The 14,593-nt window shown below is 36.1% G+C and carries 12 protein-coding genes and 3 pseudogenes; 1 reads left to right on the top strand and 14 read right to left on the bottom strand.

Annotated elements, in window-relative coordinates; all coding sequences use genetic code 11:
- Window positions 1-50 precede the first annotated feature (50 nt).
- The 3 genes from MP478_RS08245 to MP478_RS08235 form a co-directional block, all read right to left on the bottom strand.
- A complete protein-coding gene (locus MP478_RS08245) occupies window positions 51-629 on the bottom strand; it encodes an AAA family ATPase (RefSeq protein ID WP_257191403.1) in 579 nt (192 codons plus the stop codon).
- A gap of 60 nt (window positions 630-689) precedes the next feature.
- The gene (locus MP478_RS08240) at window positions 690-1,685 is read right to left on the bottom strand and encodes an MsnO8 family LLM class oxidoreductase (protein ID WP_257191402.1); all 996 of its coding nucleotides are present in this window, start codon (window positions 1,683-1,685) and stop codon (window positions 690-692) included.
- A 76-nt stretch (window positions 1,686-1,761) separates the two neighbouring features.
- Window positions 1,762-2,157: a helix-turn-helix domain-containing protein gene (locus tag MP478_RS08235; protein ID WP_230038530.1), complete on the bottom strand. Its 396-nt coding sequence runs from the start codon at window positions 2,155-2,157 to the stop codon at window positions 1,762-1,764.
- 103 nt (window positions 2,158-2,260) lie between these two features.
- On the opposite strand from MP478_RS08235, the gene MP478_RS08230 reads away from it, so the two are divergent.
- Complete coding sequence (locus MP478_RS08230; protein WP_257200164.1) at window positions 2,261-3,403, top strand: MFS transporter; 1,143 nt, start codon at window positions 2,261-2,263, stop codon at window positions 3,401-3,403.
- 168 nt (window positions 3,404-3,571) lie between these two features.
- On the opposite strand, the gene putP is transcribed toward MP478_RS08230, so the two are convergent.
- From putP to MP478_RS08175, 11 genes and pseudogenes are all read right to left on the bottom strand, one after another.
- Window positions 3,572-5,068 carry a sodium/proline symporter PutP gene (gene putP, locus MP478_RS08225; protein WP_257191400.1) on the bottom strand — a complete coding sequence of 499 codons (1,497 nt, stop codon included), beginning with the start codon at window positions 5,066-5,068 and terminating at the stop codon, window positions 3,572-3,574.
- Between the two features lie 139 nt (window positions 5,069-5,207).
- Window positions 5,208-7,772, bottom strand: a complete 2,565-nt coding sequence (locus tag MP478_RS08220; protein ID WP_257200163.1) for a M1 family aminopeptidase — start codon at window positions 7,770-7,772, stop codon at window positions 5,208-5,210.
- A gap of 146 nt (window positions 7,773-7,918) precedes the next feature.
- A pseudogene (locus MP478_RS08215) lies at window positions 7,919-8,053 on the bottom strand (RHS repeat-associated core domain-containing protein); the annotation flags it as partial.
- A 688-nt stretch (window positions 8,054-8,741) separates the two neighbouring features.
- Window positions 8,742-9,242 carry a hypothetical protein gene (locus MP478_RS08210; protein ID WP_257200162.1) on the bottom strand — a complete coding sequence of 167 codons (501 nt, stop codon included), beginning with the start codon at window positions 9,240-9,242 and terminating at the stop codon, window positions 8,742-8,744.
- A pseudogene (locus MP478_RS08205) lies at window positions 9,242-10,078 on the bottom strand (hypothetical protein); the annotation flags it as partial. The pseudogene MP478_RS08205 and the gene MP478_RS08210, both read right to left, overlap by 1 nt.
- 772 nt (window positions 10,079-10,850) lie before the next feature.
- Window positions 10,851-11,327 carry a hypothetical protein gene (locus MP478_RS08200; RefSeq protein WP_257200161.1) on the bottom strand — a complete coding sequence of 159 codons (477 nt, stop codon included), beginning with the start codon at window positions 11,325-11,327 and terminating at the stop codon, window positions 10,851-10,853.
- Between the two features lie 3 nt (window positions 11,328-11,330).
- A pseudogene (locus MP478_RS08195) lies at window positions 11,331-12,275 on the bottom strand (RHS repeat-associated core domain-containing protein); the annotation flags it as partial.
- A gap of 330 nt (window positions 12,276-12,605) precedes the next feature.
- Entirely contained in the window at window positions 12,606-12,737 is a 132-nt protein-coding gene (locus tag MP478_RS08190) for a hypothetical protein (RefSeq protein WP_257200160.1), read from the bottom strand.
- Between the two features lie 368 nt (window positions 12,738-13,105).
- Window positions 13,106-13,309, bottom strand: coding sequence for a hypothetical protein (locus MP478_RS08185; protein WP_257200159.1), 204 nt, complete (start codon window positions 13,307-13,309; stop codon window positions 13,106-13,108).
- 116 nt (window positions 13,310-13,425) lie between these two features.
- Complete coding sequence (locus MP478_RS08180) at window positions 13,426-14,115, bottom strand: barstar family protein (RefSeq protein WP_257200158.1); 690 nt, start codon at window positions 14,113-14,115, stop codon at window positions 13,426-13,428.
- Between the two features lie 6 nt (window positions 14,116-14,121).
- Window positions 14,122-14,593 (bottom strand): hypothetical protein (locus tag MP478_RS08175; protein ID WP_257200157.1); only part of this gene is annotated, 472 nt, incomplete at its 5' end.

Below are 14,593 nucleotides of genomic sequence, written 5' to 3'. Positions count from 1 at the left end.
ATTGTTTTAAAAGGAGACTCAATGACCCGATCAAGTTACAAAATAATAGTCTACAAAATCACTGAATCAGAATTATCTATCCCAATTTTTTCAAGAATAAACTGAAGTCTCCGCTGTAGTGTATCTTTAGGAACCTCTATTAAATGATACCCAAATTCCAGATAGGTTTCCTTTATACAATTAAAGGTAAGTATCGCTTCTTCAGGAGTCTGCTTCCTTTCCGGATCGTTCTCATAAATCTCATCCCAGGGTGGAAGAATAAAAACATTTTTATGATAAACCATTGCGCTGGCTTGTATTTTCATCTCTTCCGGAACACGGATATTTTCCGTTTTGAGATAGCCGATTGTATCTAATATTCCCCGGTCAAAGAAAGCCGTTTTCAAATCGGGAATCCGGCTTATTTCCTGATAGGCTGCTACAGAAGCATCAAACATCAGTTTGGCAAAAAGATTTTTGTTTATCCAGGGTAAGCCTTCACCGTTCATACTAAGCTGTTCTTTAATCACTCTCCGTCCTTCTTCAGGAACCGTGATACAGCCGTTTCTGCCCAGTTCATTAAGCAGCGTGGTTTTACCTGATCCCGGACCGCCGGTAATAATATATAATGCTGGAGTGTCTTTTTCCATCTTTATTTCATAGGGTTAATGATTGGAATACATACATTTCCATATGAAACGGAAATGCAGCTATTTATTATTTTTAATAATGTTCTGGTAGGTACTGATCCGGTCTTCTTCCCGGTACATATTACTTAGAACAAGAATATTATCTGTATTGTATTTTTCAGCAATATGCTCTAATCTTGCTGATATCGACTGAGAAGTCTCTATCACCATCCGGTCTAAAATTCTAAAAAACTCTTTTTCATCCTGAGTTCCCAGGACTTTTTGTTCTACAATTTCAGGCGGAAAAAGGGCCTCCGGACTGACCAATTGTCTTGACTGCAAAAACTGATAAGCCATCCCATATGCGTTACGTGTGGCTTTTTCAATAGTTTCTGCCACAGAAGCAGCTACCGTAACCTGCAATGAAGGGCTGGAAGTATATTGAGTCCGGTCAAATTTCTGAAGATAAGCCTCTGTATTTTCTTTTCCGTTTTCACTGTTCATAAAGGCAGCAAAAGAATATCCTATTCCGTGTTTTGCTGCTTCAATGGCTGATGTCATTCCGGAACCCAGCCAAATAATTTCAGGAAGGTGCTGTAGATGTGTAGGCTGTGCAATAAGGCTTTCATAAACTCCTTTTTCTTCTTTGATAAGTTGAATGATCTCCTGAAGTTTCGTTTCCATATTGGATAAAACTACAGGTTTATGATTATTTAAGGCCATCACCGCATCTTTCAGTCCTCCGGGAGCTTTCCCCAATCCGAGGATAAAGCGCCCTGGATATATGCTTCCCAATAGTTTCGTCCATTCTGCTATTTTATAAGCTGAATAGTTTCTCATCATAATTCCGGCTGTTCCTACTTTTATCCTTTTTGTTTTACTCAGGATAATAGCCGCTAAAAGCTCAGGGCTTGAGCTGCCATATGCTTCTACACCATGATGTTCTGCATACATTACACTATGGAATCCTGTTTCTTCAGCTAATAAAGCGAGATTAATACTGTTGGTCAATGCCGATGATGCGTTACCACCCATTGACGTAGGTGACTGATCTAATATCCCCAGTTTTAATTTCATACTATTGAATCAGATTTTTTATCCATTCATGTGAAGATAAGAAAAAAGAGAGTTTGATATATATTGAGTTTTAAAATTATTTGCCTCGTATGCCATCTTTCTCACTGAGACTCTTTCCTTCTTTGGGAGGAAAGGTTATTCCTTCTTCTTTGATAAGATCATATCCGAACATCATAATGGTTTCAATAACCGGAATCGCTTTCTTTCCTTTTTCGGTAAGGCTGTACTCTACTTTCGGAGGAACTACCGGAAATACTTCACGATGAATCATGTCTTTGGCTTCCAGCTCCCGAAGCTGGCTGGTCAGCATCTTATCCGTGATATGGGGAATATCTTTTTTAAGCTCACTGAAACGAAGTGGTTTTTCCTGCAGTCTCCATAAAATGGGCATTTTCCAGGTTCCTCCAATATGGCTTAACGCAAACTCAATAGGCGTATAATACAGTCTTTTATCATGAAAAAATTCAGGCATAATAATAGTTTTTACAGTTACCCTTTCATAAAGGTGAGTATAGAACTAAAAGGTAAGTATATAGTTTTCTGATAGCCCATTTTGCAAATTTGCACAAAAAAATATGAAATCAAAAAGAAATCTTTATGTCCTTGCTTTAGGTGTTTTTGGGATTACCACCACAGAATTTGGGGTCATCGGGATATTACCTGAAATAGCTTCTGCATTTCACGTCCCGATTGACAAAGCAGGATGGCTGTTAAGTGTTTTCGCATTGATTGTGGCGGTTTTCGGGCCTTTTATGATCATTCTCTTTTCATCTTTCAGAAGAAAACCTTTGCTGGTTAGTTCTCTGTTTATTTTTGCTGCAGCTAATGTTTTATCAGCTTATATTACCAATTTCTATATACTGCTGGCTGTCAGAATGATTCCTGCATTTTTCCATCCGGTATATTGGTCTATTTCGTTATCTGTTGCTGAAAAAACTTCCGCTCCCGAAAACAAATCAAAGGCAGTCGGTATTATTTTTTCCGGGCTCACCTTGGCAACAGTGCTTGGGGTCCCGCTAGCCACTTTAATGTCTGACCTGATCTCCTGGCAAGCCTCTTTTTTTCTGACTGCTTTCATTAATATATTGGCGCTGGCAGGCGTTCAGTTATTTTTACCCTCTATTCAGAATACTTCAGGATCATCAACAGGACTTAGCTTTAAAACACTTAATAATATCCCTTTATGGACCAGCCTTTTTCTTGCATTTTTTACCATAATGGCAATGTATTCTACGTATGGATATATGGCTGATTTTTTAAAGAATATTACCCTAATGAATGGCAGACAGATCAGTATAATGTTTTTCCTGTTTGGAACCGTAGGAATTGCAGGAAATAAAATGGCAGGAAAATACATGTCCCGGTTTCCTTTTGAAACTACCCTTATTTTTTTAATCCTATTATTGGGTATTTATCTATTGATTTTTTATTACGGAGTTTTTTTTATTCCTATGATTGGAATCATCGCATTTTGGGGGTTGATTCATTCGGGAGGTTTTCTGATCAGTAATATCAATGTTACTTCCTCCACTTCCGGTTCTCCTGAATTTATCAACAGTATTTTTACGTCCTGTGGTAATTTTGCCGTAACAGCAGGAACTTTACTGGGAGGATTCTGGATTTCCCATTATGGTATTGGAAGTATTGTATGGCCAAGCATTATATGCATCACATTAGCATTCTGCATATTGCTTTTAAAGAAGAAGCTGACAGAATAAGTCAGATCTACCCCTTTCAAGGTGATATTTTAAGATTTGGGTGTATTATTTGTGGTAGAAAAAGAATGGGTTTAATCTTTTTTGCAGACCTGAGGTTCTTTAATGTATACAACAAACCCCTGCTGTCCGCAAGGGTTTGTTTTTTATGTTGTATATCGGTTGGAAATATTAATCCTTCATTATTTTATTCATCTCATCAAATTCATTCTCAATCACTGTATCATGCTTGTAGGTCAGTAAAGAAACAATAATATTGGTAAGTAATGAAAGCGTAAAACCGGGAATCATTTCGTACCAGTCTTTAAACGGATGCTGAAAATAGACCCATGCCAGTACTGTTACTCCTCCTGCCAGCATCCCGGCAAAGCCTCCCTGCCAGGTTGTTTTCTTCCATAAAAGAGACAGAAGGATCAGAGGACCGAATGCGGAACCAAAACCTGCCCAGGCATTTCCTACCAGGTTAAGAATGCTGTCTTTAGGATCCAATGATAAAAGAACGGCAATAACAGCAACCAACAACACGGAAACCCTGCTGGTAATCAATAGTTGTTTGGGTGTTGCCTTTTTGTTCAGAAAAGCTTTATAAATATCTTCCGTTAATGAACTGGAGGTTACCAGCAGTTGCGAAGAAATAGTGCTCATTACAGCTGCCAGAATAGCCGTAAGCAGGAATCCTGCAATAAACGGATGGAATAATATGCGGGAGAAATAAATAAAAATAGTCTCCGCTTCTGTCTTTGACCCATCAAATTTCATCATCGTTGCAATATCGAATTTTTGCAGGTAAGCGATCCCAACCAAACCTATGGCTAAAGCACCGGCCACGGTAAAAATCATCCATGTAATCCCTATTCTTCTTGCCTTGATCAAATCTTTAGGTTTATCTATCGCCATGAAACGTACCAAAATATGTGGCTGCCCACAGTACCCAAGTCCCCAGGCTAATAAAGATACTATACTTATTGTGGTAGTGCCCTGGAATAAATCCAGATATTTAGGATCTTTCGCTTTAATAAGTGAAAATGTTTCCTGAAAGCTCCCGATTTCAGAAATCGCTACAATCGGTACAATAACCAGGGCTAACACCATAATCGTCCCTTGTACAAAATCGGTAAGACTTACCGCCAGGAATCCTCCTAAAAAGGTATATAAGACAACAACTAAGCTCGTTACCAGTAATCCTACAGTGTAATCCATTCCAAAAGCCGATTCAAACAGTTTTCCTCCGGAAACCATCCCCGCTGAAGTGTAGAGTGTAAAAAATACAAGAATAAAAATAGAGGAAGTGATCTTCAGAAGGTGGTTTTTATTTTTAAACCTGTTTTCGAAAAACACGGGTATTGTAATGGCATTCTGAGCTACCTCGGTATAAATCCTGAGCCTTGGTGCTACAATGATGTAGTTGAGATAAGCCCCAATCGTTAAACCTATCGCAATCCATGAACTGGAAATTCCGGATAAATACATAGCACCGGGAACTCCCATCAGCAGCCAGCCGCTCATATCAGCCGCTCCGGCAGACAGGGCTGTAACGGCTGCGCCCATTTTTCTTCCTCCAATTAAAAACTCCTCTGAATTACTGGTTGATTTTCTATAAGAATAGATGCCTATACCTATCATCAATAACAGATACAACCCCACAGAAATCCCTTCATATACTTGCATATCATTTTTTTTATGAAGCCGAAGATAGTTATTTTTTGAAAAACGGAGGTTTTGTATCGCAAAACAGGCTATGTTCTCAATATAAAAACCCCGGCAAGCTTACCAGGGTTCTTGTATTTATCTAAGAACCAGCACGGTTCTATTTAACCAATGCCTGAGCCCTCTTCAGATTGTCTGTTGCCTGCAGAATTTTATTCTTCAGAATCGCATTATAATCCGGATGCTGCGAAAGAAACTGATTAACCGTTTCAAGTGCTTTTAGATTCTGATAATTACTAAATGTTGACCGCAGCCAGTTATCCGGGAAAAAGATATCTCCTGTTTTCTGTATTTCCTGTAACAGTTCTAAGGATTTAGGCAGATACTGAATAGAAGTCTGTTGTCTCAGTGGATGGTGCAGGTAGCCCAATGCAGCTCCTACAGCAGATTCATTCGTTCTGTTCTGTTTTTGAATAAGGCCGTTGAAGAAATCGTCACGAACTTTTTGATCTGATGAAGCTGCCTGCATAATAATTTTAAAACGGTTTACCCGGTCCGGATTTTTAATTCTGGTCAGCTGTTCTTGCAGCAAATCATTATTACTGTTATTTCGTAATGATAAAGAAAGGGTAAGGCTGGTAAAATCTTCATCATTAAGAGAAACCTCTTTCGGAGGAGTCTGGGATTTCCAGATCGTATACAGATTATCATAGGCCTGTTGAGATTGAAAAATCCCCTGATAGCCATCAAATAAAATTTTCTTGTTGTTTTTAGCCGTTTGCGCCTGCAGAGCCTTCCAAAGTATATTTTCTATATTTTCAGATTCCTTCAGCCGTATATTCTCAGGTAAGAATTCCCAATAAATAGTAGCAATATAACCGGTAATCAGGCGAAGGTTCAGTTCTGTATTCTCTGTTGACAGTTGTCCGGCAAAAAAATCCAGTAAGTCTTGCGGGGTTACTTCTGAACCATTCAGCATATTTTCATACAATGATATATATATGCTGGCACGGTTAATCGGATCCTTCACTACAGAAAAGTTTGTCATTACTGCTTTATCAGTTTTGAATACCCCATACCCTATTCCTGAAGAATTCTGCAGGATAAAAAGAGGCTTTGCTTTTCCTTTTAATGCTGGAACTTCCTGTTGTTTTTTGGACAACTTTATACTAACCTTTTCTACCCTGTCAGTATAAAACAGGCTGAGCTGAAACTCCTGAGGCCATAATTTTTGGTCCTTTCCATATTCCGGATGCTGAGAAAGGCTAAAGTGTTCAATTGTATTGTCCTTATATTTCACATCGTAATCAATGACGGGTCTTCCGGGATCATTAACCCACACTTTATTCCAGCTTTGCAGATCTTCCGGTGTATGGTTGTCTAAAATAGCAATAAGATCCGGCCAGCTTGCATTATTGTAAGCATATTTTTTAAGATACTCGCCCACTCCTTTTTTGAAGTTCTCTTCTCCAATCAATAATTCCAGCTGACGCATCATGATCGGCGCTTTGTTATAAATAATCGGGCCATACATCATCCCTGCATTTTGAAGATTATCCAAAACCTGTCGGATGGGATTCGCTCCCAATGTACGGTCTACTCCATATGCCGCCGGGAAATGTGTTGTTAAAAATTTCAGGTCATAAACACTTTTATCCGAAGAAGCTCCGGTACTTTTATCCGCCATAAAGTTGGCGAATACTTCTTTCATCCAGACATCATTAAACCAGTTCATCGTCACCATATCTCCAAACCAGAGATGAGCCACCTCGTGGGCAATGAGATTGGAACGGTTATTCAATTGATTTTGAGTAGCATTCTGATCTAAAAACAAGGTGGAATTTTGAAATAAGATGGCTCCGGGATGCTCCATTCCTCCAAACTGGAAATCAGGGACGGCAATCATTCCATGCTTTTGAAAAGGATGAGGAATATCGGTCCATTTTTCAAAGTAAGCAAGAGAGTTTCTATACAGCGAGAAAATAGAATCCATACTGTTTTTAATTTTCACAGAATCTGTTTCACGGTATAAAAGTCTGGAGTCCTGCTCTCCTATTTTTTCTGTAGAAGTTTTAAAATCTCCGGCAGCAAAAGAAAAGAGATAAGTGGGAAGTAAATCCGACTGGTTAAACTTTAAGGTTTTTTGTCCTTGTTGTATACTTGTTTCCTTAAGTTTCCCATTCGCTATGGCGCTCCATTTTTCAGGAATGGTTAAGTCTAAAGAATAATTAGCTTTCAGGTTAGGCTGGTCAAAACACGGAAACATGGTTCGCGCACGGTCCGGTACAAATAAAGCATATAAGTAGCCATCCCGCCTGTTCAAAGCTCCATTACCGGCAAGAAAGGTGAAATTGATTTGATTAAACCCTGATTTCAGGTATTTTGCCTCAATGATCACATGTTCATTTTCCAGAACAGATTTTGTCATTTGTCCATTCACAGACACCGATACCAACGAAGAAGCTTCTTCTTTAAAATCGATCTGCAACGGAGCTTCATTTTGTTTTTTATAGTTAAAACTAAGAACTTCTGTCCCCGAAATCCTCTCAGATTTGCTTTCAGGAATCTTCAGACTGAGCTCATATTTAATCTCACTGAGTGTATTCTTTCTCAGCTGAGCCAATTCATATGAAACACCGGATTCAATCTTCGGTAAAGATGTTACCTGTGTATGATAACTGCTGCTGAAAATAACAAAACATAATGCGAGTACCCCTTTTTTCATAATTCAAATATAAGGATAGAAATTGTGATGGAAAATAGAAACATCCACCAGAATTTTACGGTAACACAAACTCCTCCCTGTGGTGAGTTTTTTTTACTATTTAAAAATAATTTTCAAAAAAAAACAGAAGCAGGAACTGAATTTATCTATTCAGCTAGTGGGTCCACATTCAACCAAAGGCTAACCCTAGGATTATAATATCTCGCTCCATAGTAATAATACCCCGTCTCATCATCCTGCTCCTTACCATTAAACTTATAAGGTGTATTGTAAGAATTCTTATGATTTTGCCTCTTTCCTTATTTATTGTTTTTAAAGGAATCGGCGAATCTCCTCCGTCGATTTCTACAAATACTTCTCCGCTTGGGAAATACTCGATATTCTGGGTTACTTCACCATCTAAACCGGTAATAAAAGAACGCCTACGCGACAGTCTGGCTCGTTCGCTAAAAAGGTCCACCGGAACTTTTCTTTACGCTCCGCCCTCCAAGTGATCGGGATTATACCAGTAGATATCTTTCTCTTCTACGCCTGTATACGAAGGTATACAATTTTCATCTTGCTGTAAAGAGGCTGTCTCAAAAGTGTGGCAACCTCTTTTTGTTATTGCTCAAAATCAGATACTTTTCGCAGCGTGAGAAGTAGACGTTTCCTTATTTTTCCTGCAATAATCCAATGCATTAGTGATACTATCAAAATATTCCATTCTGGTAAAAACATCACTTCAGAATACCGTAGCAAAGCTTATAAAATAAGCGCCTCCTTTTTCATGAAATGAAATTTCTGCTAATATTCTAAAATTAAAAGAATTGGGTAAAAAAAGCAAAGCCAACTCATAAAAGTTAGCTTTGCTTTTTATTATCTGTTCAAGATTTTAAACTTTACGCAATTGGTTTCAATTCTGGACACGACCTAGAAGTTTCTGCCAGTGAAGAGGTAGCTGGTAATTACTAAAAGTAATATTCAGTACTAGTTTAAAGTTTTTAAATACTCAAAATTTTCCAATGTATCATTATATCCTACTTTTAATAAATCTTCTTTAATAATTTTTAAAAGCGAGTTCCACTCTTCAATAAAATTTTGTTTTTTTATGATTAAAGTATTAGAGGTTTTATAAAGATTTTCTAATGACACATTTATGTCTCCATATGAAGCTATTGCTATCCAATTGGCTTCCACTTTTATCATATCATCATAAGTTGAAAAATTCCATATAGCAGTAAAACAGCTATCTAAAAAATTTATAGAAAATTCTTTTTCATCATTCATTATTAACTCTAGCATTAATATTACATCATTATATACTTGAGAAAAAGAAGATCCATTCATCGGAATAACAAAACCATTCCAGTTAATATTTATCATCATATTATCATTTAAATATAATGTATAAATAGCTTCTGTAACCGTCGTATCTTCAAGGTCCAAATTTCCTAAAAACATTTCCTTTTTTGTAATAATTTTAAACATTATTTCGATTTATTATATATTGGTTCTGCAGTTTTTGAATCTATAGGAAATCCATGAAGGGTTCCATTTCCATTATTTCTCAAACGCATCATATCCGGTTTAGATTGAGTTCCATCTGGATTATAAACCGTACTTGTACTACCTGGATTAATCGGAAAATCTTTAAAGTCGCCTGGTGTTGGCGTACCATTTTTTATTGGTCCTGGAAGAAGCGTTGCTGCTTTTTCTCCTGCATAATCTAAATCTTCCTTACTTCCCCATTTACCTTGAGGTAACCCTGTATCTTCAGCAACCTTTTTCGCATCTCCTTCTTGCCATTTTATGCCATGTTTTTGCCCTCTTAAATATCCTTTCTCTGGTTTAAGTTTATCTGAAAACAACACTGACAACCCAGTAGTTGTCCTATTAAATACTTCCTTAAAACCTTCAACAGCAACTATTGTAAATCCTAAAATTATAGCGCTACTCTTAGCTGTCTGCCTGTTAAACCCTCCTACTAACGATCTAGTATCGAAAAGAGGAAAAGGTATCCCTGGTCTATAATAAACTGGACCATTTTGATTTTTCCCAATAGGCCCCGGTACTAGTGGTGGAGGTGGTGGTATAAAAGGAGTAACAACCTGTTTTCCATTTGGATCAATAAATATAATAGGACTATTATAGGTATAAATATACGGATTATTATTTCCAGAATTATACACTCCCCCATTATGTTCCCCATCAATATAAGCCTGATCATTCATAAACGGATTATAATCCGCCAAGGGATCCACATTCAACCAAAGACTCACTCTAGGGTTATAATATCTCGCACCATAATAGTAATACCCAGTTTCATCATCCTGCTCCTTACCATTAAACTTATAAGGTGTATTGTAAGAATTCTTATGGTTTTGCCTCTTTCCTTATTTATTGTTTTTAAAAGAATCGGCGAATCTCCTCCGTCGATTTCTACAAACACTTCTCCGCTTGGGAAATACTCGATATTCTGGGTTACTTCACCATCTAAACCGGTAATAAAAGAACGCCTACGCGACAGTCTGGCTCGTTCGCTAAAAAGGTCCACTGGACCTTTTCTTTACGCTCCGCCCTCCAAGTGATCAGGATGATACCAATACGTATCCTTCTCCTCTACCCCTGTATACGAAGATACACAATTTTCATCTTGCTGTAAAGAGGCTCAAAAGTGAGGGAACCTCTTTTTGTTATTGCTCAAAGTCAGAGACTTTGCGTAGCGGGTCTTGCTAAATCAAAATGAGGAGCATTATCCCCTTCTCCAATATAAGGAGCAGATTGAATCCCTCCTTGTGCTCCCCGCTGGCGCGTGCTAATTGGATATTCTTTTATAAAATTACATCCATTTCCAATATCTTCTGATAATCATTACAATAATTTCTATAACTACTCTATTTCCATTCCAATGGTTCTATTACAAAACCACTTATAACAGGACTTTGATGGATATAATTTAGCTTTTGTTCATATTCTAAAATAGGAAAAACAACCATATTGTAAAAAAGAACCCTCGCTATTGCTAGAGTTCTTTTTTATTCTGGAAACGAGCTGAAAGCTTGCGCGAGCAAAGGGGGAATGTTAATTTAATAATTATTAAAAATTATATCCTGTTTTCTTCATAATCTGTTTATTATAATCATTTTCATAATCTGATTTGAAAAAAGACTCAAGACTATCAAGACTGGAAACATAAAACCCAAAATATCTTAAACTTTTTTTATCATCAGAATTCCCCATAACCCCAAATTCTTCATTATAAATTTTTACGGTCGTTCGTTTCACCTCTCTCAGTGATTCTATAGGAGTTTTATTTCCCAAAGAATCTACAAAGAAATAGTGTGTCTTATAATTTGCTTTCTCTTTTCTAAATTTACTTAATAATATCCCATCCTCAGGGATTAAATAAACTCTTTCTCCCTTATCTAATATTTTCATAATTTCATAATTTTGATTAAAAATTACGACTACTTTACCTGTAAAACCCTTAGGAATTAATACAATTTCCGTTATATTTTTTGTTTTACATGATAAACAAAGGAAAACTATAAATAATATTATATATTTCTTCATAAATTATGGAATTACTTGTTTAATTTTGTCTAACCATTTATTCACATTGATATACTTTGTTTGTTGTACAGGAGAGCTTTTCATTTTGTTATTCCACTCAGTAGGGGTATAATTTGTTGTTGAACTATTCCCTAAAACCGTAACTCCAGTAAATTCTCTTTTATCATTATAGTGGATCCACATTGTTGAGCTCATCATTTGAGCATTCCCATCCCCTCCAACATTTACTTCTGGATATTTGCCTACGGCAGGTGCAACAACTATAATTAATCCTTGTCCAGATGAATCATAAATAAGTGTTTCTGCTGTAGGAAAGTTATCTCCTGATTGATTTACATTTAAATATAATGTGCCTTTGTTATCATCAGATATATTGAATCGCGTATTTACATCAATATCAAACCCTGGGTGCAATGGTAATGATCCTGCATATACATTATCTAAAATATAGTTCGTCATTCCATATTGATCTTTGGATACTGAGGAAATAGTTGTGGTTCCTGTAGGATGGGCTGTATCTCTATATTTCTCTCTAATATTCCCTGTATCTATATTCCAAGCACTTGAATTACTCCAAGTACGTCTACTTCCTATTTGTCCTTTTTCCGGATCAAATGTAAATTGGCTATTAACCCTTGCTGTGGCACTCCTGCTTGTAGAATAGCCTCTTTTATCTCCTTCATATTGATTAACAGCTCCAAATGAAGACCATGGAGCAAAAGATCTTATTAAAAACGGCCAAGGCCAAGCTCCATTAGGATCAACAAAATTGATAGGATTGTTAAAAGAATAAATATAAGGAGAGATTTGTGGTGCTTTAAAAGCTTCGGGGTCCACATTTAACCAAAGGCTAACCCTAGGATTATAATATCTCGCCCCATAGTAATAATATCCCGTCTCATCATCCTGCTCTTTACCATTAAACTTATAAGGTGTATTGTAAGAATTCTTATGATTTTGCCTCTTTCCTTATTTATTGTTTTTAAAGGAATCGGCGAATCTCCTCCGTCGATTTCTACAAACACTTCTCCGCTTGGGAAATACTCTATATTCTGGGTTACTTCACCATCTAAACCGGTAATAAAAAGAACGCCTACGCGACAGTCTGGCTCGTTCGCTAAAAAGGTCCACCAGACCTTTTCTTTACGCTCCGCCCTCTAAGTGATCAGGATGATACCAATACGTATCTTTCTCCTCTACCATTGTATACGAAGATACACAATTTTCATCTTGCTATAAAAGCAAAGCCCTCACTATGTAAGGGCTTTGGCTTCTATTCTAAGCACCAGCGAGGGGCTGATTTCCTGCATAATAATGCTTAGTATAAGACAGCCCATATTTCTGGGTCTGGGTGTTGAAGATCAATCTTACCACAGCCATTCCGTTAGGAAAAAAACAAAGCCAACTCATAAAAGTTAGCTTTGTTTAATGTTATCTGCTCAAGGTTATAAACTTTTCGCAGTTGGTTTCATTCTGGGCACCAGTTATAAGCTCGTGCTAGCGAAGAGGAATACTAGAAAAACTTACATTACTTTTTTCAAGTTTATCAATAAATTCTTCTTCAAACAGTTTTAATTCTTTACGATAATCATCTCTATTAGCATGAAATATTCTTAAACTCTTCGATTTAGAATCGGAAATATCTATCAGTAAAAGCCAATGTTCATTATACTTTTCTACATCAACTTTATGCTTATATTCATTGTCAGAATTTGTTATAAAGAAAAACTTAAATGAATCCTTTCCTAAAGCTATGTATCTGGATATGCCCCAAAAAGTTAAACACTTTTTAGGGCATGTCCAATTTGCAGTGGTTTTACTTTTACCTGCTCAAAGTCAAAGACTTTGCGCAGCGGGGATATACAATTTTCATCTTGCTGTAAAACCAAAGCCCTCACTGCTGCAAGGGATTTGTTTTCTATTCTAAGCACCAGCGAGAGGCTGATTTCCTGCATAATAATGCTTAATATAAGACAGCTCATATTTAAAGACCACTGCCCAAAAACAGCAGCGGCCTTTTCTTTATCTAGATCATTGTCTAGCTATACTTATTGCCTCAGAGACGAGCAAAATGCTTGCGCTAGCGAGGAAGATCTTTTTATTTCTCTATTACATTAAATTTTTTATTTTTAAGAATTTTTACAAAAGCTCTATAATAATCTTCATCTAATTTTAAAATAAGATTTTCTTTGTTAATAATTAAAAGGGTCATTTCATTAAGAGAATTATTTTTACTCACATCTATTAAGTAATCATATAATCCATCTAGCCCACTCCCAAAAAAACCTCCTATCCCATAAAAAAGCTCTCCAAGCATAATATAAAGTTCATTTTTAGAATTTACCTTATTACCGTCTAACATTTTATTTTCAGAATTTATAAATTTGAATTGTCTATAATTTCCAAGAGAACAAGCATTAATATAAGATGCTTTAAACCTCTCAGATTTAGATCTCCAATCTATTATTTTACCATTATCCCAATCATAAAGAGTATCAATAATATCTTGATCATATAAATATCCATCTTCCTCCCTAATAAATCCTTCTAACTTCGTATATGTTTTTGATTTTGTAAGAATGCTGGCTTTTGTAAGAATCATATTTAAGTATGAAATCTCTATAATAGTATTATTTATAATTTCTATTATATTAATTCCTACTAGAAAATCTTCAACTAAAAAATTGTCAGAATGATAAATATAGATGTGATCTATCGTTTTATTTGATTGTCTCTTTATTTTAATATAATGTATAACATTATTTTTACCATTAAAAATAATTTTCATATTTAATTATTTCTGTTTAATTTCGTATATTTTTTGGTAATCTGCCGATTCTGAATAACCATATGATTTACTGCCATCTTTATTAGTTCTTTCTAATATTCTATCGTGTACATTTTTTGATTCAGGAACATCCCACTCTAAAGATCCAACCCAGTTTTTTTGAGATCCATATTTCTTAGAATCTCTTGTATAACCATCTCCTCTAAATACTTTTTGAGAACCATCTTCTTCTTCTCTAGCCGTTCCCTGTCCATTTACAACCTTTTTGACTTCCTTATTAATATATTTATTACCAACTGGTTCAAACATACTGAAAAAAGAAATCTTTTTCTTTTCTTCAGCCGGAAAAGTCCTAACAGTTAATTTATCTTTCTTAGCAGCTGGATAAATTTCTGCTCTTAAAGATTCTTTTTTATCCCTAAATATTTCCTCTCTTGTTATTTTGGGACTCTTAGCTGGAATTGTCTCACGATATACA

The organism is Chryseobacterium sp. WG14, assembly GCF_024586945.1.
GTDB lineage: Bacteria > Bacteroidota > Bacteroidia > Flavobacteriales > Weeksellaceae > Chryseobacterium.
The sequence above is the reverse complement of the archived record's forward strand: the minus strand, read 5'-3'. Positions and strand labels throughout refer to the sequence as shown.